This is a genomic window from Neisseriaceae bacterium CLB008 (assembly GCA_041228285.1).
Lineage (GTDB): Bacteria > Pseudomonadota > Gammaproteobacteria > Burkholderiales > Neisseriaceae > JAGNPU01.
Window position 1 is genome coordinate 2,064,389 of record CP166133.1, and the last position, 25,965, is coordinate 2,090,353.

Annotated in this window: 26 protein-coding genes and 1 riboswitch; of the genes, 7 read left to right on the forward strand and 19 right to left on the reverse strand. The window is 52.4% G+C overall.

What is annotated here, in order from left to right:
• Positions 1 to 116 precede the first annotated feature (116 nt).
• Positions 117 to 1,805 (reverse strand): glutamine--tRNA ligase/YqeY domain fusion protein, encoded by a 1,689-nt coding sequence (locus AB8Q18_09485; GenBank protein ID XDZ50427.1) that lies wholly within the window; start codon positions 1,803 to 1,805, stop codon positions 117 to 119.
• 197 nt (positions 1,806 to 2,002) lie between these two features.
• Between AB8Q18_09485 and AB8Q18_09490 the strand changes: the two genes are divergently transcribed.
• The 4 genes from AB8Q18_09490 (at position 2,003) to yciH (ending at position 5,684) form a co-directional block, all read left to right on the forward strand.
• The gene (locus tag AB8Q18_09490) at positions 2,003 to 2,764 is read left to right on the forward strand and encodes a tyrosine-protein phosphatase (GenBank protein ID XDZ50428.1); all 762 of its coding nucleotides are present in this window, start codon (positions 2,003 to 2,005) and stop codon (positions 2,762 to 2,764) included.
• 32 nt (positions 2,765 to 2,796) lie between these two features.
• A complete protein-coding gene (gene pykF, locus AB8Q18_09495) occupies positions 2,797 to 4,209 on the forward strand; it encodes a pyruvate kinase PykF (protein ID XDZ50429.1) in 1,413 nt (470 codons plus the stop codon).
• 264 nt (positions 4,210 to 4,473) lie between these two features.
• Positions 4,474 to 5,250: an acetoin reductase gene (locus tag AB8Q18_09500; GenBank protein XDZ50430.1), complete on the forward strand. Its 777-nt coding sequence runs from the start codon at positions 4,474 to 4,476 to the stop codon at positions 5,248 to 5,250.
• Positions 5,251 to 5,357: 107 nt separating this feature from the next.
• Positions 5,358 to 5,684, forward strand: coding sequence for a stress response translation initiation inhibitor YciH (gene yciH / locus AB8Q18_09505; GenBank protein ID XDZ50431.1), 327 nt, complete (start codon positions 5,358 to 5,360; stop codon positions 5,682 to 5,684).
• Positions 5,685 to 5,748: 64 nt separating this feature from the next.
• Here the strand turns inward: yciH and AB8Q18_09510 are convergent, their stop codons facing one another.
• From AB8Q18_09510 to AB8Q18_09575, 14 genes are all read right to left on the reverse strand, one after another.
• Positions 5,749 to 6,285, reverse strand: coding sequence for a cysteine hydrolase family protein (locus tag AB8Q18_09510; GenBank protein ID XDZ50432.1), 537 nt, complete (start codon positions 6,283 to 6,285; stop codon positions 5,749 to 5,751).
• Between the two features lie 259 nt (positions 6,286 to 6,544).
• Entirely contained in the window at positions 6,545 to 7,348 is an 804-nt protein-coding gene (locus tag AB8Q18_09515; GenBank protein ID XDZ50433.1) for a basic amino acid ABC transporter substrate-binding protein, read from the reverse strand.
• 121 nt (positions 7,349 to 7,469) lie between these two features.
• Positions 7,470 to 8,273, reverse strand: coding sequence for a basic amino acid ABC transporter substrate-binding protein (locus AB8Q18_09520; GenBank protein ID XDZ50434.1), 804 nt, complete (start codon positions 8,271 to 8,273; stop codon positions 7,470 to 7,472).
• Positions 8,274 to 8,504: 231 nt separating this feature from the next.
• On the reverse strand, positions 8,505 to 9,797 hold the full coding sequence (locus AB8Q18_09525; protein ID XDZ50435.1) for an adenylosuccinate synthase: 1,293 nt from the start codon (positions 9,795 to 9,797) through the stop codon (positions 8,505 to 8,507).
• A gap of 30 nt (positions 9,798 to 9,827) precedes the next feature.
• Positions 9,828 to 10,982 carry an ATP phosphoribosyltransferase regulatory subunit gene (locus tag AB8Q18_09530; GenBank protein ID XDZ50436.1) on the reverse strand — a complete coding sequence of 385 codons (1,155 nt, stop codon included), beginning with the start codon at positions 10,980 to 10,982 and terminating at the stop codon, positions 9,828 to 9,830.
• A 221-nt stretch (positions 10,983 to 11,203) separates the two neighbouring features.
• Complete coding sequence (gene ilvC, locus AB8Q18_09535) at positions 11,204 to 12,220, reverse strand: ketol-acid reductoisomerase (protein ID XDZ50437.1); 1,017 nt, start codon at positions 12,218 to 12,220, stop codon at positions 11,204 to 11,206.
• Positions 12,221 to 12,286: 66 nt separating this feature from the next.
• Positions 12,287 to 12,778 carry an acetolactate synthase small subunit gene (gene ilvN / locus AB8Q18_09540; GenBank protein ID XDZ50438.1) on the reverse strand — a complete coding sequence of 164 codons (492 nt, stop codon included), beginning with the start codon at positions 12,776 to 12,778 and terminating at the stop codon, positions 12,287 to 12,289.
• Positions 12,775 to 14,547 (reverse strand): biosynthetic-type acetolactate synthase large subunit, encoded by a 1,773-nt coding sequence (gene ilvB / locus AB8Q18_09545; protein XDZ50439.1) that lies wholly within the window; start codon positions 14,545 to 14,547, stop codon positions 12,775 to 12,777. The genes ilvN and ilvB overlap by 4 nt, the downstream gene beginning before the upstream one ends.
• A gap of 395 nt (positions 14,548 to 14,942) precedes the next feature.
• Positions 14,943 to 15,806 (reverse strand): chorismate mutase, encoded by an 864-nt coding sequence (locus tag AB8Q18_09550; GenBank protein XDZ50440.1) that lies wholly within the window; start codon positions 15,804 to 15,806, stop codon positions 14,943 to 14,945.
• A 109-nt stretch (positions 15,807 to 15,915) separates the two neighbouring features.
• On the reverse strand, positions 15,916 to 16,713 hold the full coding sequence (thiD, locus tag AB8Q18_09555; protein ID XDZ52916.1) for a bifunctional hydroxymethylpyrimidine kinase/phosphomethylpyrimidine kinase: 798 nt from the start codon (positions 16,711 to 16,713) through the stop codon (positions 15,916 to 15,918).
• A gap of 2 nt (positions 16,714 to 16,715) precedes the next feature.
• Complete coding sequence (gene thiM, locus AB8Q18_09560; GenBank protein XDZ50441.1) at positions 16,716 to 17,567, reverse strand: hydroxyethylthiazole kinase; 852 nt, start codon at positions 17,565 to 17,567, stop codon at positions 16,716 to 16,718.
• A gap of 41 nt (positions 17,568 to 17,608) precedes the next feature.
• Positions 17,609 to 17,704, reverse strand: a riboswitch (TPP riboswitch).
• 61 nt (positions 17,705 to 17,765) lie between these two features.
• Positions 17,766 to 18,191, reverse strand: a complete 426-nt coding sequence (locus AB8Q18_09565) for a Spy/CpxP family protein refolding chaperone (protein XDZ50442.1) — start codon at positions 18,189 to 18,191, stop codon at positions 17,766 to 17,768.
• Positions 18,192 to 18,232: 41 nt separating this feature from the next.
• Entirely contained in the window at positions 18,233 to 19,207 is a 975-nt protein-coding gene (locus tag AB8Q18_09570) for a histone deacetylase family protein (GenBank protein ID XDZ50443.1), read from the reverse strand.
• 95 nt (positions 19,208 to 19,302) lie between these two features.
• Positions 19,303 to 19,671 (reverse strand): Mth938-like domain-containing protein, encoded by a 369-nt coding sequence (locus tag AB8Q18_09575; GenBank protein ID XDZ50444.1) that lies wholly within the window; start codon positions 19,669 to 19,671, stop codon positions 19,303 to 19,305.
• 124 nt (positions 19,672 to 19,795) lie between these two features.
• On the opposite strand from AB8Q18_09575, the gene AB8Q18_09580 reads away from it, so the two are divergent.
• The 3 genes from AB8Q18_09580 to AB8Q18_09590 are packed head-to-tail and all read left to right on the forward strand — an operon-like array spanning position 19,796 to position 21,861.
• Positions 19,796 to 21,106, forward strand: a complete 1,311-nt coding sequence (locus tag AB8Q18_09580; GenBank protein XDZ50445.1) for a homoserine dehydrogenase — start codon at positions 19,796 to 19,798, stop codon at positions 21,104 to 21,106.
• On the forward strand, positions 21,099 to 21,482 hold the full coding sequence (locus AB8Q18_09585; protein ID XDZ50446.1) for a hypothetical protein: 384 nt from the start codon (positions 21,099 to 21,101) through the stop codon (positions 21,480 to 21,482). The genes AB8Q18_09580 and AB8Q18_09585 overlap by 8 nt, the downstream gene beginning before the upstream one ends.
• Entirely contained in the window at positions 21,469 to 21,861 is a 393-nt protein-coding gene (locus AB8Q18_09590) for a hypothetical protein (protein ID XDZ50447.1), read from the forward strand. The genes AB8Q18_09585 and AB8Q18_09590 overlap by 14 nt, the downstream gene beginning before the upstream one ends.
• A gap of 74 nt (positions 21,862 to 21,935) precedes the next feature.
• On the opposite strand, the gene hflX is transcribed toward AB8Q18_09590, so the two are convergent.
• From hflX to bamB, 4 genes are all read right to left on the reverse strand, one after another.
• Positions 21,936 to 23,027 (reverse strand): GTPase HflX, encoded by a 1,092-nt coding sequence (gene hflX, locus AB8Q18_09595; protein XDZ50448.1) that lies wholly within the window; start codon positions 23,025 to 23,027, stop codon positions 21,936 to 21,938.
• A gap of 19 nt (positions 23,028 to 23,046) precedes the next feature.
• A complete protein-coding gene (hfq, locus tag AB8Q18_09600; GenBank protein ID XDZ50449.1) occupies positions 23,047 to 23,304 on the reverse strand; it encodes an RNA chaperone Hfq in 258 nt (85 codons plus the stop codon).
• An 81-nt stretch (positions 23,305 to 23,385) separates the two neighbouring features.
• Positions 23,386 to 24,828, reverse strand: coding sequence for a ribosome biogenesis GTPase Der (der, locus tag AB8Q18_09605; protein XDZ50450.1), 1,443 nt, complete (start codon positions 24,826 to 24,828; stop codon positions 23,386 to 23,388).
• Positions 24,828 to 25,964, reverse strand: coding sequence for an outer membrane protein assembly factor BamB (bamB, locus tag AB8Q18_09610; protein XDZ50451.1), 1,137 nt, complete (start codon positions 25,962 to 25,964; stop codon positions 24,828 to 24,830). Before bamB ends, der begins: the two co-directional genes overlap by 1 nt.
• Between the last annotated feature and the right edge of the window lies 1 nt (position 25,965).

Sequence of the window (25,965 nt, forward strand, 5' to 3'; positions counted from 1 at the left end):
TCCCCTACGCCCAAATCAGGTGGGTCTTAACCCACCCTCGCTAACCAGCAGTGCCTCAACACCAGCGCACGCAAAAAAAATCCCCAGCAGGCTGGGGATTTTAAGAAACAGCTGATTTATTTCGCTTCTTCAGGCTTCCATGTATCGCGTAAGGTCACCGTACGGTTAAACACGGGTGCACCCAAAGCATGGTCGCGGCGATCGGTCACAAAATAGCCCAAGCGCTCAAACTGGTAGTGCGACTCTGGCGCCAATTCATTCACAATCGACTCGGCAAAGCCTGTCACTTCTTGTAATGACTCAGGATTGATGAAATCAACAAAATCAAGGTATTCACCGTCTTCACCGCGGATCGCATCGGGGCGTGCTTCGGTAAACAAGCGATCGTACAGACGCACCTTAATCGGCGCGGCGTGCGCTTCAGACACCCAATGAATCACGCCTTTGACCTTACGGCCTTCTGGCGATTTACCCAAGGTATCGTGGTCAATGCTGCATTTAAGTTCAATCACGTTACCGGCTTCATCTTGCACCACTTCATCACACTTAATCACATAGCTATAGCGTAAACGCACTTCGCCACCCGGCGTCAGGCGCTGCCAGCCTTTAGGCGCCTCTAAGGCAAAGTCGTCGGCCTCAACGTACAGGGTACGGCTAATCGGTACTTCGCGCTCGCCCAACTCTGGACGTTTCGGATGGAACGGGGCGCTACGCGACTGAGTCAAGGCTTCGTCGTAGTTGGTTAGGGTTACTTTAATTGGGTTCAATACCGCCATGATGCGCGGTGATGCGCCTTCTAATTCTTCACGAACGGCGCCTTCCAACACCGAAATATCGATGATGTTTTCGCTTTTAGAGATGCCGATGCGCTTAGAGAACAAACGCAGGCCTTCTGGCGTATAGCCACGACGGCGCATGCCTGAAATGGTCGGCATGCGTGGGTCGTCCCAGCCGCTGACCTTCTCTTGTACCACCAGCTGTTGCAGCTTACGCTTAGACGTCACTGAATACAGCAACTCTAGGCGTGAAAACTCATATTGGCGTGGGTGAGACGGCGTGGCGATGCTGTCCAACACCCAGTCGTATAAAGGACGATGGCTTTCAAACTCTAAGGTACACAATGAATGGGTGATGTGTTCGATGGCGTCAGAAATCGCGTGGGTGTAGTCATACATTGGGTAGATACACCAAGCGTCACCGGTGCGGTGATGATGCACGCGACGCACGCGGTAAATCACCGGATCACGCAAGTTGACGTTGCCTGAGGCCATGTCAATTTTCAAACGCAGGGTTTTGCTGCCGTCGGCAAACTCCCCCGCCCGCATGCGGGTGAATAAATCCAAGTTTTCTGCCACGGTACGGTTGCGGTAAGGGCTTTCCTTACCGGGCTCGGTCAAAGAGCCGCGATAGGCGCGCATTTCTTCTGCATTCAGCTCACACACAAAGGCATGACCATCTTTAATCAATTGCACCGCAAAATCGTATAGGGCTTCAAAATAGTCGGACGCAAAGCGTACCTCACCATCCCACTGAAAGCCCAGCCAGCGCACGTCTTCTTGAATCGCGCGCACAAACTCATCCGATTCTTTTTCCGGATTGGTGTCGTCAAAGCGCAGATTGCACTTGCCACCATAAATGTAAGCCAAACCAAAGTTTAAACAAATACTTTTGGCGTGACCGATGTGCAAATAGCCATTCGGCTCGGGGGGGAAGCGGGTCACGATGCTGGCGTGCTTACCGCTCTTTAAATCGTCTTCAATAATGGTGCGAATAAAATGATTGTCTGCAAATTGATCTGGATTCATGGCTCTACAGTCTATGGTGCTAAAGTAAATAAGTTATTGTAACCGAGATTAGGCAAAATAAGAATGGCTAGGCTGGGATTAAAACGCACAAAAGGCCTGTGCCTACATGCATAGGCGCCTTACTCGGCGCAATCGTGGCCACAAAAAACCATTTGCATGTTAAGCTTGCTGCATCCCTTTTTTTGCCAAGGAGTCGTATGAAGCATTTGGTTAACTTTCGCGCCATTGAAGGCTATCGTGGCCACAATGGCCGCCCGCTGAAACCCAAAACCCTATTGCGCTCAGGGGAGCTGTTTGGCCTAGACGCCGCCGATAGCCTCAGCCTACAGAACGACTATAGCCTCCGCACCATCGTCGATTTTCGCGGCTCACAAGAAGTGGCCAGCCGCCCCAACGTCAACATCCCCCATACCAATTACCATCACATCGACATCATGCAGGCTACGGCCGGCCACAGCGCCAGCATGAGCGACCTCATGCAAAGCATCACCCATGAAAGTGCTCAGCAAGTCATGTTCGACATCTACGACACCTTGGTGGTTAGCCCTTCGGCGCAGCAAGGCTATCATGACTTCATCCAGCTATTGCTGACCCAAAAAGAAGAAGGCGCAGTCTTGTTCCACTGCTTTGCCGGCAAAGACCGAACCGGTATGGCCGCCGCCATCGTGCTACAGCTCTTGGGCGTCGCCGAAGCCGACATCATGCACGACTATTTGGCCACCAATGCTCAGCGCCATGAGGCCAATCTCGCCATCGTGGCTGCGGCTCGAGATCGCGGCATGGACGACAATCAGCTCAGCGCCCTAAGCCAAGTTTTGGTCGTCGAAGCCGACTATCTGGCCCATGCGTTTAATCGCATGCAAACAGAATACGGTGGCTTTGCCAACTATGTGCTGCAAGCCTTAAAGCTTACCCCTGCCGACATGACCGAGCTACGCCATCGCTACCTCAGCAAGTAGCACCACCCCTTGCCCCATTAAGTGAGTTTGACATGAGAAAAACCAAGATCGTCTGCACCATCGGCCCCAAAACCGGTGACGCCGCCACTCTGACCGAATTATTACGCGCGGGCATGAACGTCATGCGCCTGAATTTTTCCCACGGCACCCAGGCCGAACATCTGGAACGCATCCACACTCTGCGCGCCGTCATGGCCGAAACCGGTTTAAACGCCGCCATCATGCTGGACAATAAAGGCCCGGAGATTCGCACCATGAAGCTAGCCAGCGATGAGTCGGTTGCCCTGCAAGCAGGCCAGCGCTTCAGCCTCTACACCGACCCCAGCGTTTTGGGCTCTCAGGCAGGCGTGGCCGTCACCTATCCTGGCCTTTGCGCCGACTTAAGCCCCGGCAATACGGTCCTGATCGATGATGGCTTAATTGAATTAACCGTGTGTGAGATTCAGCCCGAGGAAGTCGTGTGTGAAGTAGTGAACCCAGGCCTCTTGGGCACGTATAAAGGCATTAACTTGCCCAACGTCAGCGTCAACCTACCGCCGTTGTCGGCCAAAGACCAAGACGACTTACGCTTTGCCTGCACCCATCAGCTTGATTTTGTGGCCGCCTCATTTGTGCGCAACCGAGAAGACATGCAGGCCGTGCGCGCCTTCTTGGATCAACACGGCGGCCACAACATCCACATCATCGCCAAAATTGAAAACCAAGAAGGCCTCAGCCGATTTGACGACATTTTGGCCTTAGCCGACGGCATCATGGTGGCGCGTGGCGATCTGGGCGTCGAAATTCCGGCAGAAGAAGTGATTTTTGCCCAAAAAATGATGATCGAAAAATGCAATCGCGCCGGTAAACTGGTGATCACCGCCACCCAGATGCTCGACTCCATGATCAATCACCCCCGACCCACCCGCGCAGAAGCCGGCGACGTGGCCAATGCCGTTCTAGACGGCAGCGACGCCGTCATGCTTTCGGGCGAAAGCGCCCACGGCAAATACCCGGTTGCCGCTGTGCGCACCATGGCCACCATCAGCGCCTACACCGACGATCGCAAAGCCTGTGAGCTGGATGCCTACCCACACCAGCAGGCCTACAGCGTCATTGAAGCAGTGTGCCTAGGCGCCGTCGACATCGCCGAAAAAATCGATGTCCCCTTAATCGTGGTCGCCACCCTTAGCGGCAAGTCGGCGCGCGCCCTGCGCCAACATTTTCCGCGCGCCCATATTTTGGCGCTCACCACCATGCCCCACGTTGCCAAGCAATTGCTGCTGTGCCGCGGCGTGACTCCGCAATTGGTGGCACCCTTTGCCTCAACCGATGATTTCTATCGGGTTGCCAAAGCCGCCGCCTTATCCAGCCAGCTAGCCACAACAGGCCAAGCCATCGTGCTGGTGTCTAGCGCCCTAGTCCACCAAGACGATACCTATACCTCGTCCGTACACACGCTGTAACACACCACGCCGCTTATGCGGCGTTTTATTGGCTCGTTTGTGCCCTGACTAGGGGTTAGCGCAAACAAAGGCGGCACCGATTTGCCAACTCCAGACAAACAGGCTAAATTAAACTCAGTAACACCTTAATAAGATTTGATCAAAATCAGCGTGGGCTTGGCCGGTTGATGGCGACCCAAAATCAACTGCGCCGCCCCGCCCTCACTCCACGCATGGCAGAATTCAGCCCATGCGTGCCGTTAACCACGATAGGAGGCAGCAGTCATGAGTCAACAAAAAGTAGCGGTCATCACCGGTTCTGGCGACGGTTTAGGTAAAGGCATTGCCGAGCGCCTGGCCAAAGACGGTTTTAAAATTGTCTTATCCGACATCAACGCCGACACCTTAGCCAAAACCGAGCAGGCATTTAAAGATCAAGGTCACGCCGTCACCAGCTTCGTCGGCGACGTTTCCAAACAGGCCGATCAGCAAGCTTTAGTACAAAAGGCCGTCAGCACATTTGGGCGCCTTGATGTGTTCATCAATAACGCCGGCATCGAAGAAGTCGAACCCATTCTGGGCATCACCCCTAAAAGCCTAGACACCATTTTTAACATCAACGTGTTCGGTGTGGTGTACGGCATTCAGGCCGCTGCTGAACAAATGATCAAACAAGGCCACGGCGGTAAAATCATCAACGCCTGTAGCATTGCCGGACATGAATCGTATGAGCTCCTAGGCGCTTACTCCGCCACCAAACATGCGGTGCGCTCTTTCACTCAGTCAGCGGCCAAAGAGCTGGCTCAGCACAAAATCACCGTTAATGCTTACTGCCCCGGCGTGGCCCCTACCAAGATGTGGGACCGCATTGACGAAGGCATGATGAAGCATATGGGCACGAAAAAAGGCGAATCGTTTAAGAAATACTCAGAAGCCATTTTACTCGGCCGCCCACAGCAGCCTGAAGACGTGGCCAACCTAGTGTCGTTCCTCGCTTCTGACGGCGCCGACTACATCACTGGCCAATCCATCCTCACCGACGGTGGCCTAGTCTTCCGTTAAACCAGCACCTACCGCACGCCTCACAGCAGGGCCGAGCCACGCCGATGACGCTGGCGCTTTTGACGGCTCTGCTTTACCATTAAGGCCTCATTAATCAGGTAACCATCATGTCCCAAGATTACGCTCAACTAGTGTACAGCACCGAAACTGGCCGCATTCGCCCCGAAGCTGCGCCCATCGAACGCCCTCAGGGCGATGGCATTGTCCGCATTCAACGCCAAACCAGCGGGCGTAAAGGCAAAGCGGTGTGCGTCATCAGCGGCGTAGATTTAGACGATGCGGGCTTGGCCACCCTGGCGGCCGAGCTGAAGAAAAAATGTGGCTGCGGCGGCGCGGTGAAAGATGGCACGATAGAAATTCAGGGCGACAAGCGCGACCTCATCAAAACCTTGCTCGAAGCCAAAGGCATGCGGGTCAAGCTTGCCGGCGGCTGAGCCTCTGGCACCCTAATGAAACGCCGCATCCTTACGGATCGCGGCGTTTTTTATGCAATGCATCCTAAAACAAACAGTCTGCCGTCTGGACGCCTTCGGCAAACGCTTGGGTTAAGGTGGCGTTATGGTGGGCCACGATTTGCTCAGCGCTGGCCGCCTTCGTGTCCATACAGGTGTGGGCATCCACCACTAAAATCGGCTGAAAGCCAAGCGACTGTGCCGCGCGACAGGTGGTATCGACGCAGAACTGAGTCTTCATGCCAGCAATCACTAGCCTTTCTATACCCAAGGCCGTGAGCCTAGCCTGCAAAGCCGTGCCGTCAAAGCAGCTGGGCCGCGTTTTTTCAAACATAGTGTCATTAGCCTCCCACTCTACGCCGGCCCCAAGCTGCCAAAGGTCGCTGCCAGCCTCAAGCGACGAGCCTTTAGGCCCGGTATGCTGAGCAAAGAAAATCGGCACCGATGCTTTACGGGCCTGACGAATTAATTGATTAATGTGGACCATAAACTGCGCCTTACGATAGGGTTCTTCTGGCCCATTAAGCAGGCCAGCTTGCAGGTCAATGAGTAGCAGAGCGTGTTGTTGCTGTTCGAGTATCATGGTGTCTCATCCTTTTGACCGCCGCCGAGGCATTAAAAAAACCGCCTCTTGGGGCGGTTAGTGTCTGTTATGCGGTTTTAAATCAAGATCAAACACGCCCAAACCTTCGCCCTCGAGTTGCCTCGGTGGTGGTCATGGTTGGGGTGGTCATCAGATTAATGTTCATAAACTCACTGTACCTGTAGCCGCCCTACCGCGTCAAGCCCATTGCAGCGGATCAAAAAACCCGCCAAACGGCGGGTTCTCAATACACTCGTGACTAATCTTTAAACCAAGCCCGATGAATCTCATCGTATTTACCATTATCTCGAATCGTCTGTAGGCCTGCATTCAGCTGATCCACCAGCTCTTGACGCCCCAGCTTAACCGCAAAACCATAGTCTTCGGTTTCAAAATCCTGATCCACCAGGGTACGCATTTTCGCGTCGGGATTGTGGGTAATGAAATTTTGCACCACGCCATTATCGCCCACCGTAGCCGTCACCCCGCCCGCCATCAATTCTTTCAACGCCAAAGGCAGGCTGTCCAAGCGCTTAATCAAGGTGCTGGTTTTGCCCTGCAATTCTTGCATCACTAAGTCACCAGTGGTGCCGGTCTGAACCGATACGGTTTGGTCTTTTAAGTCTGCCAAACCTTGAATGTCGGTATTGCCCTCTGCCACGGCAATCATCTGCGTGGCCTCAAAATAAGGCTCAGAAAATGACATCACCTCTTCACGCTCTGGCGTGATGGTGACGCTGGCCAACACAATATCGCTGTCGCCACGCGCCAAAGTGGCGAAAATGCCTTCCCAAGGGCTGCTGGTGAACACCAACTTCACCCCGACCTCATCGGCAATCGCCTGCAGTAAATCCTTAGAAAAGCCAACAATCTCACCCTTCTCATTTTGGTATTCAAACGGGGCATAGGTGGCGTCGACGGCCACTTGATAAGTCGGCATTTGCCCAGCTTCGATCGCTGCCGCTTCTTCGCTGCTGTTTTGACCGCAGCCGCTTAAACCCAATAGACCAATCGCCCCTAGCGCCACGGCGCTGTGCCAACGTTGTTTGACTGTAGACCACATACTCTCTCCTTTATGTTGATAAACTATTATTATGACCGCTGACTTTAGCACCTTCTGACGCTCAGCGCCAATAAAAAACCCGCCTAGGCGGGTTGATTAAAGAACCGGGCGTCACGCTTGATTATTTAGCGCTAAACCATTGAGCGTAAATCTGGTCGTAGGTGCCATCTTCACGAATGCCTTTTAGGCCTTCGTTGATTTTATCGGCCAAATCCTGACGGCCTTTTTTCACCACAAAACCGTAGTGCTCTTTCTCAAAATCAGCGTCCACAATCACTTTCAAGTTGGCGTTTGGATTGTTATTAATGAAGTTTTGCATCACCCCATTATCGCCTACAGAAGCCACGACGCCACCGGCCAATAGCTCTTTCAGCGCCAACGGCATGCTTTCAAAACGCTTAATCATGGTGCTGGTTTTGCCCTGTAGCTTCTGCATCACAAGGTCACCCGTGGTGCCGTTTTGAACCGAAACGGTTTTGTCTTTTAAATCGTTCAGCCCGGTTACATCACCAGCCTTGTCTGACACGGCAATCATTTGCGTGGCTTCAAAATAAGGCTCGGAGAACGTCATGGTTTGTTGACGCTCTGGCGTGATGGTCACGCTGGCCAAGACGATGTCGCGATCGCCCTGCTCTAAGGTCGCGAAAATGCCCTCCCAGGGGTTGGGGATAAAGTCGACCTTAATACCGGCCTTATCGGCTACTGCCTGTAATACGTCTTTAGAAAAGCCGATCACCTGACCTTTATCATCTTGATACTCAAACGGCGCATAGGCCGCATCTACCGCTACTTTATACACTACCGCCTCAGCGCCGGCATTAGGCTCTGTGGTGGCAGCTTGATCTTCTTTGGGCGAACAGGCGCTTAAGGTTAAGGCACCTGCGGCCACGGCAACCAGCCAAGTTTTTTTAGCAAATAAGAACATGTATTTCTCCTCATCATAGGGCTTGTTATGTGGGCTTTGCCGAACAAAGCCGCATCCTTTTATCCTGCGCTTCACAGCGTCATCATGACACTGTAGCATCAATATACCTAAAAAAAAGAGTTTGCTGCCAATTATTTAATGTCTTTCAGTTAAAACCTTATTCAGCGGACACGTCGTCCACAAAAAAGGCCACGCCCCTAAGGGTGTGGCCTGATACACGCATGCGCTTAATTAAGCAAATGGGTGGTTCAATACGATGGTTTCTTCACGGTCTGGGCCGGTTGATACCATAGCGATCGGTGCTTCACAGATCTCAGCCATGCGGTCTAGGTAACGTTTTGCGTTTGCAGGCAAGGCATCGTAGTCTTTCACGCCAAACGTGGTTTCAGTCCAGCCAGGTAGGCTTTCGTAAATCGGCTCACATTTAGCCACGGCATCAGCGCCAAATGGCAAGATGTCTACCACTTCGCCGTCTAGTTTGTAGCCCACGCAGATTTTGATTTCGTCCATGCCGTCCAATACGTCAAGCTTGGTCACGCACATGCCGGTTACGCCATTCACTTGGATAGAGCGTTTCAATGCAGCCGCGTCAAACCAACCGCAACGACGTGAACGGCCAGTGGTCGCGCCAAACTCATTGCCGCGTTGACCTAGGCCAGCGCCGACTTCGTCAAATAGCTCTGTTGGGAACGGACCAGAACCCACGCGGGTGGTGTAGGCTTTCACAATGCCCAATACGTAGTTCAACATTTGTGGGGCCACGCCTGCGCCAGGCGCTGCAGCACCGGCAGAACAGTTAGAAGACGTCACAAATGGATAAGTACCGTGGTCGATGTCCAGTAAAGTGCCTTGAGCACCTTCAAACAAGATGTTGTCGCCTTTTTTGTTCATTTCATACAGGGTACGAGACACGTCGGCCACCATTGGGCGGATGCGTTCTGCGTGCTGCATGGCTTGATGCAAAATAGAGTCAAAATCAACAGGGTCTTGCTTGTATAAATGCGTCAATTGAACGTTATACAGCTCAACGTTTTCTTTCAGCTTAGCCGCGAAGCCAGCAGGATCAAATAGATCGATCACGCGTAGCGCACGACGGGCAATTTTGTCTTCGTAAGCTGGGCCAATGCCGCGGCCGGTGGTGCCGATTTTGCCGCTGCCTTTGGCTGCTTCACGGGCTTGGTCTAAAGCCACGTGGTAAGGCAGAATCAAAGGACAGGTCGGGGCAATTTTCATGCGCGCCACTACGTCTACGCCTGCGGCTTCTAATTCGTCGACTTCTTTTAATAGGGCTTCTGGAGACAACACCACACCAGAGCCAATGAAGCATTCTACGCCTGAGCGTAAAATACCAGATGGAATCAAGTGTAAAACGGTTTTCTCGCCATTCACCACCAGGGTGTGACCTGCGTTATGACCGCCTTGGAAACGCACCACGCCTTGGGCGTGCTCAGTTAGCCAGTCAACAATTTTACCTTTACCTTCGTCACCCCATTGAGTGCCGATTACCACCACATTCTTAGCCATGATTTACCTAATCAAACTTGAAGTTAAATATTAAATACAGGGCACAACCTGCCACTGCCCTTCTTGAAGAACTAATTCTCTATTGCAATTCAAACTTTTCGCACTTTGGCCCAAGTAATCCACCACTACGGTTTCACCGGTCGTGCGTAATTGTTCTATGTATGCTTGCGCGTGAACGCGCTTGTCGGCGGCCACTTTAATGCCCCAACGAATTTTATTGTGCGGCAAGACCTTAATTAAGTCGCGTAAATCCAAGCTAAAGCCTGTGGCGGGACGACCACGGCCAAACTGAGCGCCAAGCTGATCGTAACGACCCCCACGCGCCACCGCATCTGACCAGCCCGGTGCGTAAGCTGCAAACAGCAAGCCAGTATGGTAGGTGTCGACGCGCACGTCGGCAAAGTCGACGTGAATGGTTTCAGCCGCATAAGCCTGACACACGGCCTCGACTTCAGCCAGGGCCGCCGTCACCTGTGGTAAGGCCGGCAAGGCCGCTTGGGCGCGCGCCACCGTGCTGGCGTCACCATATAGGCTAGGCAGCAGCATAAAGGCTTCGCGCAGTTCTGGCGCCAAGGTCAAGGTGGCCACGAACTCGGCCACGCGCTGTTTGTCTTTGGTCTGCATGATTTGTAACAACACATCGGCAGCGTCATCGCTCAAAGCAGCTTCGCTCGCCAAGGCACGGAACACGCCAATGTGGCCCAAGGATAAAAACACGTCGGCGACGTTATTTTGACGCAGCGCACGCAGCATTAAGTCGATTAACTCAATGTCCGCCTCCACGCTGGCACAGCCGTACAGCTCCGCACCTACTTGTAAAGGCTCTCTTGTGCTCATCAAGCTATCAGGACGGGCGTGCAGCACCGATCCGGCATAACACAAACGGTTAATGCCTTCATTGGCGGCCAATAAGTGCGCATCAATCCGCGCCACCTGGGGCGTGATGTCGGCACGTAAGCCTAATTGTAAACCTGATAATTGATCAACGACACGAATGGTCTTTAAAGATAGGCCTGGATCACGGTCTGCCATCAATGATTCTGAGTACTCTAATAACGGTGGGTTCACTAACTCATAGCCGTATACACGAAACAGCTTGAGCAGTGACTCTTTAGCACTTTCTACTTGACGGGCAGTAGCTGGCAAAATGTCGGCAATGTGTTCGGGTAATTGCCAAGTTTGCATGATCATCCTCGATTTATCGCAAAATAAAAGCGGGCGCAAGCCCACCTTTGTATTTTAAATAGGGATACTACCATAGTTTTTTTGGCTTGGGGATAGTCGCACCCCTCTTTTTCCAGCCCAAACCTCACGGCAGCCCCACGGGCTTTGCCCTAGACGGCATTCGGGCAGTCTTTAAAAGACTGCCCGAAATCCAACACTCAAGCCTATTTGGCTAAAGTGGCTTAGTTTTTACCTTGGTCTACCAATTTGTTCTTGGCAATCCACGGCATCATTGAACGCAATTGGTTACCCACGATTTCAATTTGGTGCTCGGCATTCAAGCGACGACGGGCCGTCATTGAAGGATAGTTGGTTTTGCCTTCCAAGATGAACATTTTCGCGTATTCACCAGATTGAATGCGGTACAAGGCTTTACGCATGGCTTCTTTACTCTCGGCGTTGATCACTTCAGGACCCGTTACGTATTCGCCGTACTCAGCGTTGTTCGAAATTGAGTAGTTCATGTTGGCAATGCCGCCTTCGTACATCAAGTCAACGATCAACTTCAATTCGTGCAAGCACTCAAAGTAAGCCATTTCAGGCGCATAGCCGGCTTCAGTCAACACTTCAAAACCAGCTTTAACCAATTCAACCGCGCCACCGCACAATACGGCTTGCTCACCAAACAGGTCAGTTTCGGTTTCTTCTTTAAAGTCGGTTTGAATCACGCCGCCTTTAGTGCCGCCATTGGCCGCTGCGTAAGACAAGGCCAAATCACGGGCTTTGCCAGATTCGTCTTTGTATACGGCGATCAACGTTGGTACACCGCCGCCTTTTAGGTATTCGCTGCGTACGGTGTGGCCAGGGCCTTTAGGGGCAACCATTACCACGTCTAGGTCGGCGCGTGGCACGATTTGATTGTAATGCACGTTAAAACCGTGGGCAAAGGCCAATACGGCGCCTTGTTTTAGGTTAGGCTCAATTTCACTGGCGTACACGTCAGGCTGGCTTTCGTCCGGCAGCAAAATCATCACGAAATCAGCAGCCTTAGTGGCTTCTGCCACTTCACGTACGTCATGACCGGCACTGACGGCTTTGTTCCAAGACACGCCGTTTTTACGCAAGCCCACAATCACGTTTACGCCAGATTCTTTCAGGTTGGCTGCGTGCGCATGGCCTTGTGAACCGTAGCCGATGATGGCTACTTGTTTGCCCTTGATCAATGATAGGTCTGCATCTTTATCGTAAAAAACTTTCATGGTATTTCCTTAAATATAATGAATTGCAACTAACTGGTTGTATTAAATAATGGTGGCTGAGCCACATTAAATGCGTAAAATTCGTTCACCGCGACCGATGCCTGAGGCTCCGGTGCGTACGGTTTCCAAAATCAAACTGCTTTGGATGGATTCCAAAAAGGTATTGAGCTTGTCGGTGGTGCCGGTGACTTCAATGGTGTAAGTTTTGTCGGTCACGTCAACGATGCTGCCGCGATAAATCTCGGCCATCCGCAACATTTCGTCTCTGTCCTTACCCACTGCACGCACCTTCACCAACATTAATTCGCGCTCGACGTAGCGGCTCTCGGTCAAATCAGTGACTTTCACCACCTCAATCAGTTTATTCAACTGCTTGGTCATCTGCTCCATTTGACTGGGCGAACCGGTGGTCACCACGCTCAAGCGAGACAGTGAAGCATCTTCCGTAGGCGCCACCGACAGTGCGTCGATGTTGTAGCCGCGTGCGGAAAACAGGCCCACCACGCGAGACAAAGCGCCTGGTTCGTTTTCAATCAAGATCGACAAAATGTGTCTCATGGCACACTCCTTGTATCGTATTCACGGAAATCGGCTTCGTAACGCTCGGCATCTTGCACCATGTGCGGTGGCAACACCATTTCGTCTAAGCCCTTGCCATTACCCACCATAGGAAACACGTTCTGTTTCTTGTCGGTAATGAAGTCCATGAACACCAATCGATCTTTCATCGCCAAGGCTTCTTTCAAAGCCCCTTCTACGTCACTGCTCTTTTCAATACGCATGCCGACGTGGCCGTAGGCCTCTGCCAGCTTCACGAAATCGGGTAAGGAATCCATATACGATTCAGAATAACGGTCGCTGTAGTAAAACTCTTGCCACTGACGCACCATGCCCAAATAGCCGTTGTTCAAGTTAATCACCTTAATCGGCAATTTATACTGCTGACAGGTCGACAGCTCTTGAATGTTCATTTGGATCGAACCTTCGCCGGTAATACAGGCGACGGTGGCGTCAGGATGGGCCACTTTCGCGCCCATCGCATACGGTAAGCCCACACCCATGGTGCCCAAGCCACCCGAATTCAACCACTGGCGTGGTCGCATAAACGGATAGTATTGTGCCGCATACATTTGGTGTTGACCTACGTCGGACGTAATGATGGCGTCGTTATCGGTCAAGCGCGCCAAGGTTTGTACCACAAACTGCGGCTTGATGATTTGACTGGCCTCATCATGCTCAAAATACATACAGTCTTTTGCACGCCAAGCTTCAATGGTCTGCCACCATTTCTCAAGGTGGCTAGGATTCAGCACGTAAGATTTCTCTTTCCACAGCTGAATCATTTCGCGCAGCACCTGCTTCACGTCACCCACGATGGGCACATCCACCGGCACGCGCTTAGCGATGCTGGAAGGATCCACGTCAATGTGAATGATTTTTTTCGGTGCGTCGGTGAATTTGCTTGGCACAGAAATCACGCGGTCGTCGAATCTGGCCCCTATCGCGATGATCACATCACAGTTCTGGGTGGCCAAGTTGGCTTCATAAGTGCCATGCATGCCCAACATACCCACGAATTGTGAATGCGTGCTCGGATAAGCACCTAACCCCATCAGTGTGCCCGTACAAGGGGCACCCAACAATTGTACAAATTCAATCAATTCCTGACTGGCGTTACCCAACACCACGCCACCGCCGAAATAAATCATCGGACGCTTGGCACCGGCCAAAACCTGCATGGCTTTTTTAATTTGCCCTGTATGGCCTTTAGACACGGGTTGGTAAGAGCGGATAAACACTTCTTCAGGATAGTGGAACTTAGCCAAGGCTTGAGTCACGTCTTTTGGGACGTCAATCACAACCGGGCCAGGTCGACCACTTTGGGCGATCACAAACGCCTTCTTAACCGTAGTGGCCAAGTCACGTACGTCGGTCACCAAAAAGTTATGCTTCACACATGGGCGGGTAATGCCCAACATGTCCACTTCTTGGAACGCGTCCGAACCGATGGCGGGCGTGCCAACCTGACCTGAAATCACCACCAAAGGTACTGAATCCAAGTGAGCGGTCGCAATGCCGGTCACCGCATTGGTGGCACCAGGACCTGAAGTCACTAGCGCAACGCCAACTTTCTGACTTGAACGAGAATAAGCATCAGCAGCGTGAACCGCGGCTTGCTCATGACGAACCAGAATATGCTTGAATTTATCTTGCTGGAACATGGCGTCGTAGATTTCCAGTACTGCGCCGCCGGGGTAGCCAAAAACGTATTCCACGCCTTCTGCTTGCAGACTTTGCACAAGGATTTGTGCACCAGATATTTGCATAGTTAACCTCTTATTGTTTCAATGCTTCGGGTCCAAGTTGTGATCGTCTGGTTTTGTCGGTGTGTGGGTAACACTACTCTTTATGACAGCGATTTAGGGTACGCGCACATAAACAGCGGGACAACAACGGCAACAATCTCAACTGCCCAAACTCGTATGGGTTTCTTATTTAAGAATTGAACTGTTAATCTAGCGCTTGGCCTGAGTAGCGTCAAGCCCGTTTTGGGTTTATTTTTAAGAAACTTAACCCTGTCCAAAATAAGGGCTTTATTTTCACCTTAATGTCCAAAATAAAGCCAATTTTAGACATTTAATCCAAAAAACAAAAAAGCGACGAAGTGTCAAAATGAGACACTTGTCGCTTTAAATAGAATTAAAAAAATTTTAAATAATCGCTAACCACCAATCACTGCTGAAGAACCAGCGGCAATCGCCCAGTTTTTCAACAACGTTTCAGGCAGGTGTTTTTGCGCCAACTGCGTCACATTGGCCACAATGGGCAAGTGACTGACGCTTTTGGCCACAGCAATCGCCTCAATGTCCAAGCGATAATTAGACAAATCGTTCAAAGACAGCGTACCCGCCTCACCCAGCATGACATAATGGTTACCTTGCAGCATGATGCGCTCAGCCGCCTTCAACCAGGCTTCCACCGCATGATGCTTGTCCTTACACAGCACCACCGGCGTATTCAAGCAACCTACTTCATTTTGTAAAAACACATTTTCCATCAGCTCACCGCCCAAATACAGCACATCAGCCTGAGCATTTAACACTGCGTCTAGCTGGCGCACATCGCGAATGCGCACCATGGCCGGCTTACCCTGGGCGTGTACGGCGTCGATTTGCGCCATCATGGCCTGCTTTTGCGCTGCCGCACTCATGGGCTCAGCATAAGGCTTAAGGCTGATGTAGTAAGGATCGAGATACACGGCATCCACACCTGCTTGCCCAACGTCGATGCCGATACACAGCGGCTGCTCTTGCCCAAACGTGACGCCTCGCACGGTGATCAAGGTATTTTCAGGCTTGACCTCGCGGCTAATCATGCGCCAATCGTGCAGCACCCGCATGGCCCGCTCCACCTCAGGCAGGCATTCAAATTCTTTCGGGTCAAACACGCGCTCATCCCCTACGGCGCCAATAATGGTGCATTCAATGCCGCGCGACACGTGCTCGGTCAGGCCGCGACTGTGGATGGTGGCCACCACTTGATTAATGGCCACTTCGCTGGCCTGCTTTTTCATTACGATGATCATTGGTTCTTTGTCCCTGAGTACGTTTTCGTCCATCATAGCAAACTACGGCAAGGCTGCCACGTACCAATGAGGGGTTTGGCTCAACTAATCAACACATTCAGCCCACGACCTACCAAAATGCGTGAAAATGATGTACCGGGCCAATGCCCTCACCCACCTCAAGACTGTCAGCCGCCAGCAAGGCCTGCTGTAAATAAGCCTTGGCCGCGGCCACGGTACTGGACCAGTCCTCATGCCGAGGCCGCAGAGCCGCCAAAGCCGCTGACAAGGTACAGCCCGTACCGTGAGTATGCGTCGTCGCCACGCGTGGCGCGCTAAAGCGTTCGGCGCCCGTCGCCGTAAACAGCCAATCAGGACTTTCTGCTTCGCTTAAATGTCCGCCCTTCATCAGTACGGCAGGACAACCCAAAGCCAATAAAGCTTCGCCTTGGCGGCACATTTGTGCCTCATTAGTGGCCACAGGCTGATCCAACAGCGCCGCAGCTTCTGGTAAATTGGGCGTGATCAAGGACACCTTGGGCAACAAAACGTCGCGAATCGCCGCCACCGCATCCGGCGCCAATAAAGCATCGCCACTCTTGGCCATCATCACGGTATCTAATACCACAAACGGCAAAGGATATTGCGCCAGCTTCGCCGCCACCACAGCCACCACCTCTTGGCTAAACAGCATGCCGATTTTGGCGCTGTCGATGCGCACATCGGTCAACACCGAGTCCAGCTGTGCCGCCACAAAATCCGTGTCAATTGGATACACCGACTGCACGCCCTTGGTGTTTTGCGCCACTAAGGCGGTGATGACGCTCGCGCCATAAGCACCCAGCGCCGAAAAAGCTTTTAAATCGGCCTGTATGCCGGCACCACCGGATGGATCCGTGCCAGCAATGGTTAAGGCGTTAATACGCATACTCATAAATTAATCTCCGCAATCCCCGCCTGCACCGAGGCGGGATGATAATGATAAAGCGCGTCCACAAATAAGGACACAAAATGGCCAGGACCAGCCGCGGCGGCCGTCGCCTCGGCACCGCAGTCGGCCATGACGCGACAGGCCGTGGCCACCTGGGCCAGACGCATCGACTTCGGCAGCGGCAGGCCGCAAAATGCCGCCACCACTGCCGACAAAGCACAGCCAGTACCCACCACACGAGTCATCAGCTCAGCACCGCCGGGCACGGCCAGCACGGCTTCGCCATCGGTCACATAGTCTACCAAGCCGGTTACTGCCACCACTGCACCCGTTTGCTGGGCCAGCGCCCGAGCCGAGGGAATCGCCGCGGCTGAGTCGGCCGTACTGTCGACGCCGCGCCCGCCCACAGCCAAGCCCGCCAAAGCCATGATCTCAGAGGCGTTACCGCGAATGGCTGCGGGCGCTAAGGTCAATAAGGTTTGAGCAAACTGAGTACGGTAACTCAAGGCCCCGACGGCTACCGGATCAAGCACCCACGGGCGCTGCGCCGCATTAGCCGCGGTAATGGCGGCCAGCATGGCACGTTCACGCTCAGGATAGAGCGTGCCTAAGTTCACCAAGACGGCATTAGCGATACCGGCAAACTCGGTCGCCTCGCTGGCTTCCACCACCATGGCCGGTGACGCACCAAGGGCCAATAAAATATTGGCGGTAAAGGACTGTACGACTTCATTGGTCAAGCAATGGACCAATGGCGGGGTTTGTTTGAATTGGGTAAAGATTGAGGCGGCGGTTGCCCCCTCTAAAGAAGGATAGGAAATCGGTTCTTGGTCAATCGGTTCTGCCACCATCGCTTGCTCCATATAGATTAGGAGAGAACAGCGATTGCAGCACCACACAACCGTGACTTCCCTCCGCTGGTATTAACCAGATCAGGTGTTACGGGTACTGTCTCAGCTTTGTCTTCAAAGCGCCCCGAGTCATTTACAACGAATACTGTGTATCTTAACGCATCACATCGATGCTGGCCAATCTAGGCCAGCGCAGGCTTACTCATCCACGCCAAACGGATCGCCGGCACAACCATTGAGCCAATCTTTCTTTTGCTCAGGGTCGAGCATTTGAAACAGCGCATGCTGTAGCTTCAGCTCACTGATCTCACGGCGTAACTGAACCCGATAAAAATCGGTGATGAGCTTTTTCGCGGTGGCCTCGTCAAACGTGGGCCGCGTCATGAGGTTATTGATGCGCTCGTTATAGCTTTTTTGATAGCTACGTTTAAACGCTTCATGGCCATCGTATTCACTTTTTAGCGCCAGGCGCATGCTCTTCAAGCGATCCGACTGGGATTTAGTGAGGTTTAAATGCTTGATGCCGCACTGTGGCCCATACGTCCCCCCAAACTTACCTTCGGCCCACACGGGCGATGCAGCCAGCGCGACCAAGGCCATAATTAATGAAAACTGTTTCTTCATATTAAGATATTCCCATCAAATAAACTCACGGCCACAAGGCCTTAGGCATCAATCAATGCCTTAATGTGGGCCACCACGCTGCGCCCTAAAGAAGATGGATCGTAGCCGCCCTCCAAGGTAGACACAATTTTACCGCCGCAATATTGATTGGCGACGGCCACGATTTGTTCGGTCACCCACTGATAATCGGCCTCAACCAGGCCAAAATTACCCATATCGTCTTCTAAGTGGCCATCAAAACCTGCACTAATCAAAATCAGCTCAGGCTTAAATTCGTTTAACTGAGGTAGCCAAACGGACTCGACCATGTCACGAAAGCCTTGGCTCTTAGTGCCCGACTTAAGCGGGCTCTTAACAATATGCGGATTACTGCCTAAAGGCTCAGCACCGCAATAGGGGAATAAATCTTGCTGAAAGGCCGACAGCAGCATGACCCGATCTTCATCTTGAAAAATCTCTTCGGTGCCGTTGCCGTGGTGAACGTCAAAGTCCACAATGGCCACGCGACTAAGCCGGTGTTCTGCCAAGGCATGCATGGCGCCAATGGCCACATTATTGACAAAGCAAAAACCCATGGTTTCTTCGGTACAGGCATGATGTCCGGGCGGACGAATGGCGCAAAATGCATTCGGCACTTGAAAATTCAACACCAAGTCTACCGCCTGAACCACCGCTCCAGCGGCCAAACGAATGGCCCGCATAGTGCCCGAACTGATGCTCATATCAGAGTTCAAACGATTAAATACGTGCGGCTCGCTCGGCACCAAGGCCTCGATGTGCTGAATGTAACGCGGTGGATGAACCCGTGACAGCTGAATGTCGGTCACCGGCTCGGCCTCGAATTCTTGTAGAAAATCAAACACCCGCGCCGACATCAACTGGTCTTTAATCGCCATCAGCCGCTCTGGGCATTCTGGATTTTCTGGCTCGACTTCGTATGACAAGCAGTCAGGATGGGTAATGTATGCTGTTAACCCTTGATGGGTAAAATGTTGCGTAAGCCACTCAATGGCCATAACCGTCTCCACGTATTGGTTTAGGGATGCGCCTTAGGCAATCAATATAAACGCTGTGCCCATCACGAAGCAATCCCTAATCCCGCTGTGTTTGATTAATGTGGCATGATCCAGGCCCAGACGCGGCGGCCTTCGTCTTTCAAAATATTAAACGTCCGGCAAGCCGACGGCGTAATCATCACCTCAAAGCCGATGCCTTGGCGGGTTAAGTGGGCGGTGATTTTCGGGTGTAAAAATTTTTGCGTCGGCCCACAGCCAAAGATGATTAATTCCGGCCGAGCGTCTAAAGCATCGGCAAACGTGTCTTCATTCACGTCAGCAAACACCAGTTCCGGTAGCGACACAACCTGTGTCTCATCTAGGCGAATCGGGGTTTCGTAGCGCACCTCACCCACCTGAACGCCTGCCTCATCGTAGCTGGCAAAATACAGTTGATCCTGCGGTAAACTTTGGTCAATTTGCATGATTTTCCTCTCTTTGACGCGAACTGTTTATATTTCGTGCAAACCATCGTGTTTTCAGCTACGATTATACGTTTATTTTCAGACTAATAAACCAACAATATTTGGCAGCTAGCCAGGAGGATGTATGCAACCCATTAATATCGGCATTTTAGGCGTGGGCACCGTCGGGGGAGGCACCGCTCAAGTCATTCAACAGAACGCTTCAGAAATTCGACGCCGCCTTGGCCGCGAAGTTCGCTTATTCATGGCCGCTAGCCGCAATACAGAGCGCGCACGTGCCGTCTGCGGTGCAGACACCCTCATCAGCGCCGACGCTTTCGAGGTGGTCAACCACCCTGAAGTGGACATCGTGGTCGAAACCATTGGCGGCACCGACATCGCCAAAGACTTGGTGATTGCGGCCATTAAAAACGGCAAGCACGTGGTGACTGCCAACAAAAAACTATTGGCTGAATACGGCAATGAAATTTTCACTTTGGCTGAACAGCACAGCGTGATGGTGATGTTCGAAGCGGCTGTGGCCGGCGGCATCCCCATCATTAAAGCCTTACGTGAAGGCCTATCGGCCAACAAGATCGAATGGATTGCCGGCATCATCAACGGCACCAGCAACTTTATCTTAAGCGAAATGCGCGAACACGGCAGCGACTTTGCCGATGTCTTAAAAGAAGCCCAAGCGCTTGGCTATGCCGAAGCCGACCCAACGTTTGACGTAGAAGGCCACGACGCCGGCCACAAAATCACCATCATGGCCGCCCTCGCCTTTGGCATCCCGATGCAGTTTAACAATTGCTACCTAGAAGGCATCAGCCAGCTCAACGGCAAAGACATTCGCTACGCAGAAGAATTAGGCTATCGCGTGAAGCTATTGGGCATCACCCGCAAGACCGAACAAGGCGTTGAACTACGCGTTCACCCGACGTTGATTCCAGAAAGCCGCCTCTTGGCCAACGTCAATGGCGCCATGAACGCCGTCTTGGTTAAAGGCGACATGGTTGGCACAACATTACATTACGGCCCTGGTGCTGGCGCCCTACCGACGGCCAGCGCCGTGGTGGCAGACATCGTCGACATCGGCCGCCTGATCACTGCCGACAATCACCAGCGTGTACCCTACTTTGCCTTCCAGCCAAGCGCTGTCCAAGACATCGCCATTTTACCGATGGATGAAGTACGCACCAGCTACTATCTACGCGTGTGCGTGAAAGACGAACCCGGCGTACTGGCCGAAATCGCCAGCCTCTTGGCCCACCGTCAAATCTCGATTGAAGCCCTCATTCAAAAAGGCGTGATCGATCAAGACAATGCCGAGATCGTGATTCTGACCCACCGCACCGTGGAAAAAGACATCAATAACGCCATCGCCGCCATGGAAGCCCTGCCTTCAGTGACCCAAAAAATCACCCGCATCCGCATGGAAACGCTGCATGATTAAAAAACTGCGCCCTTGGTTCTTCATCATTCTGATTTTGGTGGCGGCCTTTTATTGGATGTCAAAAAAAGGCCTCAGCGCAGACGAAGCCAACCAAGCCATGGTTCAAGCCTGCGTACAAAATACGCCCTTCGACCCCAACTGGCCGGCCGAACTTGAAAAAGTCGGCATCCGTGGTGAGGCCGAATGGGCGGTGCAGCCTTATTGCGAATGCACCATAGCGGGCCTATTCGACCAAATGAACGCCGACGAAGTCAGCGCTTTTTCCAAGCTGACGCCAGAAGCGCGCATTGAAAAAATGGGCGGAATGGCCGCGATTGAGGCACGCAACCAACGTTGTTTACAAGACTTAAAGGCGCCAGAACATGCGCCCGCTTAAGCCCTTGCTGCTGGTTAGCCTTGTCCTTGGCCTAAGCGCCTGTTCCCAGGTCGACGACATGGCGCGCCAGCAGGTGGCCAGCCAGCTGACTAATCTATGTGAAGCCAGCATCAGCGCCAACGATGTATGGCAGCGCCCTGAAGTCGCCCTATTGGGCGGCGACAAGGTCAAACAAAGCTTGGTCAGTAACTGCGGCTGCGTCGGCACCGAAACCACGGCTGCATTTGAAACTTCGGAGCTGGTGACGGTATTGCTCAAACAAGGCCAGCTCAACCCGGAACAAAAAACCAAGATGAACGAGGTCATGATTCGCTGCCAAACCGGCGATCTACCGCCGTTTGTCCAAAAGCTTTTTCAAGGGGTAACTGTCATAGAGTAATGGCCGCAAGCGGCATGAAATAAAAAAGGTCACGCAAATGCGTGACCTTTTTAGTCGCCTAATACCGACTAGCCTTAGGCGTTAGCCAGCTCAATCATGGCCGCACGTAGCTCGTCTAAGCCTTCGCCACTCTTGATGGACACCCGTACGCCCAATAGCTCATCCTCTTGACCACGCACTTGACCAATTGGCAAACGCGCATCCGCAGGGATTAAGTCCATTTTATTGTACACTATCAATTGCGGCACTTCTGCTGCCCCAATCTCAACCAAAACCTCGTTGACATCGGCCATTTGACGCTCGTAATCCTCATTAGAAGCATCGACCACGTGCAGCAAGACGTCGGCCATAGCCGTTTCTTCTAACGTGGCTGAGAACGCCGCCACTAGGCTGTGTGGCAGATCGCGCACAAAACCAACGGTATCAGTGATGATGACACTGGCCTCTGGGCTTAGATACAGTCGCCGCGCAGTTGGGTCTAGGGTAGCAAACAGCTGGTCGGCCGCAAACACCTCAGACTTGGTCAAGCGGTTAAATAAAGACGACTTACCGGCGTTGGTGTAGCCGACCAAAGCAAAGGTTTTCAGGCCGCTTTTACCGCGGCCTTTTCTTTGTGTGGCGCGCTGCTTCTTAACGTCTTTCAAACGCGCTTTAAGGCGCGCAATTTTGTTGACGATGAGGCGTCGGTCGGTTTCGAGCTGGGTTTCCCCTGGGCCTTTCAAACCAATACCGCCGCGTTGACTCTTCAGGTGTTTATACCCTCGAACCAAACGACTAGACAAATGGGTCAACTGAGCCAGCTCAACCTGTAATTTGCCCTCTTGGCTTTGCGCACGCATCGCAAAAATAGCCAAGATTAAGCCGACGCGATCCAAAACACGGCACTGCATGGCCTGCTCTAGGTTACGCTCCTGGGTCGGGGTTAGCTCATGGTTAAACACCACAAGGTCAATGTTCTGCTCTTGCACCAAGGCAGCAATTTCTTGCGCCTTACCCGTGCCGACAAACAGCGCCGCGTGCGGGCTAGCACGTTTACAGGTCAAGACCGATACCAAGTCCCCTTCGACGGCGGCAATCAGGTCTTTGGCCTCTTCTAGGGCGTTCTCGAAGTCGGCAGCATGAAAATCAACCCCAACCAGAAGTACTCGTTCTGATTGGGGTTGCAAGGTGTCGAGCCCGTGACGATTATTCTGCAGAATCGGTACCTGCTGCAGGTTTGTCGTGACTGATGCTCACTGCGCGTGCGGGCACCACAGTAGAAATTGCGTGTTTGTACACCATTTGAGTAACACTGGTGTTGCGTAATAAAACCACGTATTGGTCAAATGATTCAACTTGACCTTGTAGTTTAATGCCGTTTACCAAGTAAATTGAAACGGGCACATGCTCTTTACGCAAAGCATTTAAAAAAGGATCTTGTAACAATTGCCCTTTATTATTCATATTTAACTGCTCCATCTTATTGTGATTATTTATGGCCTAAAAAGGTCTTTTACATCTTTTGCACCACTACATGCTAACACATCAACGCGGCTTTGCCTTCTTCTTCGGCGTCAATCGCTGTGATATTTGTTGTTTTTTTTCTTCTTTTTTGGCAATCCGATTACTCAATTGTGCTCGGCGTGGGCCAGCATTGGCCTGATTGTCCACGTTGGCAAACGGATTATCTGAAGATTTAAACTGCACGCGTAAGGGCGTGCCTTCTAGGTTAAACGCCTTACGGAAGGTGGCGACTAAATAGCGCGTATAGCTATCGGAAATCTTTTGCAAAGCATTGCCGTGTACCACGATCACTGGCGGGTTGCTGCCGCCTTGGTGGGCGTAGCGCATTTTCGGGCGAATCAAGCCGGCACGGGCAGGCTGCTGACGCTCTAATGCAGATTGCAGCACGCGGGTGATCTTCGGCGTCGGCATTTTAATCATGGCGGCTTTATAGGCCTGATTAATGGATTTAAATAAATCCGGAATGCCACGCTCTTTCAGCGCCGAAATATAATGGAATTTGGCAAAATCTAAGAAATACAGCTTGCGGTCGATTTCTTTTTTGATCTCGGCCTTACGCTCTTCGCTGACGTCGTCCCATTTGTTCACCGCCACCACTAAGGCACGCCCTGCTTCTAGCGCAAACCCGGCGATGGTGGCGTCTTGATCGGCGATGTCTTGCTGCGCATCCAGCACCAGCACCGCAACGTTAGCGGCTTCAATCGCGCGCATGGTTTTGATCACGGAAAACTTTTCAATCGCTTCATCTACTTTGCTACGGCGGCGCACGCCAGCGGTGTCGATGATGGTGTATGGCTTGCCTTGGCGCTCAAAGTCGATGTGAATACTGTCGCGCGTAGTGCCGGCTTGGTCAAACGCAATCACGCGCTCTTCGCCTAAGATGGCGTTTACCAGAGTGGACTTACCCACATTAGGGCGGCCAATGATGGCAAACACAGGGTGATCGTTGGCCACCTCTTCTTCTGCCGCATCAGGGAAATGTTCCAATACATCTTCGATGAGGTCGCGCACGCCCTCACCGTGGGCGCCAGAAATCACCACAGGTTCAGTCAAGCCCATCTCATAGAACTCGGCCGATACCACGGCACGATTCATGCCTTCAGCCTTATTCACCGCGATGAATACTGGCCGGTCGCTTTGACGTAGACGGTTGGCAATCATTTTATCCTGTGGCGTGAGGCCGGCACGGGCGTCCACCAAGAAAATCACCGCATCGGCCTCATCGACGGCCTGTAAAGTTTGCTTGGCCATCTCAAACAGAATGCCGCTGTCTACCACCGGCTCAAAACCGCCGGTATCCACCACCAAATAAGGCTTGCTGGCGCCCTTACCGTGGCCATAGTGACGGTCACGGGTTAAACCGGGTAGGTCTGCCACCAGCGCATCTTTAGTGCGCGTGAGGCGATTAAATAAAGTAGACTTACCTACGTTAGGACGTCCAACCAAAACAATCGTGGGTTTCATTAACTAACACCTGCTCCAACCAGCATCAACTTACCTGATGCGCCTTGTAATAAAGTCATGCCGTTTAAGCGTAGCGGCTGAGCCGTTAGCGCGCCAACCGGCAGTTTTGTACGGCCAATAAAGGCACCCGATAATGGGTCCATAATATGGGCATACCCTTCAAAATCCACCACTACTAAACCATTTTTCAATAAAATAGGCGCAGAGATTCTTCTGTTTTTCAATGAGTCGTTTTGCCAAACGCTTTCGCCATCGGCACGATTAAAGGCCGAAACCACACCATTGTCTTCGCTCACCACCACTAAATCACCATAGACTTCAATGCCCTTACTGGAAGACAGTGGCTTAGACCACATCACTTGCCAGTTGCGCATGTCGTAACAGGTCACATAGCCTTGGAAGGCAGCGGCGCAAATTTGCGGGCCATCCATGATCGGACGACTCAATACTTCGGTCACGCGATCGAAATCGGTGGCGCCACGCGGGAAAGAGATCGGGGCTTCAAACACAGGGGCACCGGCGCCGGCATCCACCAGCTGCAGCACACCGCTGTCTTGTCCCACTAAGAAATGGCGCTCATCCATAGGCGTCATAGAACCGGTACCGCGCACCTGCAAGCCTGATTGCGCGCCCACGAACGACCAACCAATGTCGCCCGTCATCGGGTTAAAGCCGGTCAAACGGCCGTCTTTGGTTTTCACTACCAGCACCGACTGCAGCATTAAGGGCGCTTCGCTCAAGACGCTGGTCAAATTGGTTCGCCAAGCTTCGGCTTTAGTGCTCATATTGTAGGCGACTAAGTCACCGCTGGCGCTGCCCACAAAGACCAAGTCACCGGCTACGGCCACACCGGCCACCAGCTTGTCTTTGGTGTCGATGCTGTTTAATACGCGCCCAGTTTGTAGGTCTAGCTCAACAATGCGGCCTTTTTCGTTGGCGGCATACACCTTATCGCCGACCAGTGTCGGCGTAAAACCTAGGGTTTTAGTGGGGCCGATGTCGGCCGTCCACTGCACGTCCATTTGGGTTTGCTGACTGATCTCTAGCAATTTAGCGGGATCGGTCGGCTTAACCTTGGAAGAGCAAGCCGCTAGGCCCACCGCCATTAAACCAATCACAAGTGCTTTATATTTCATG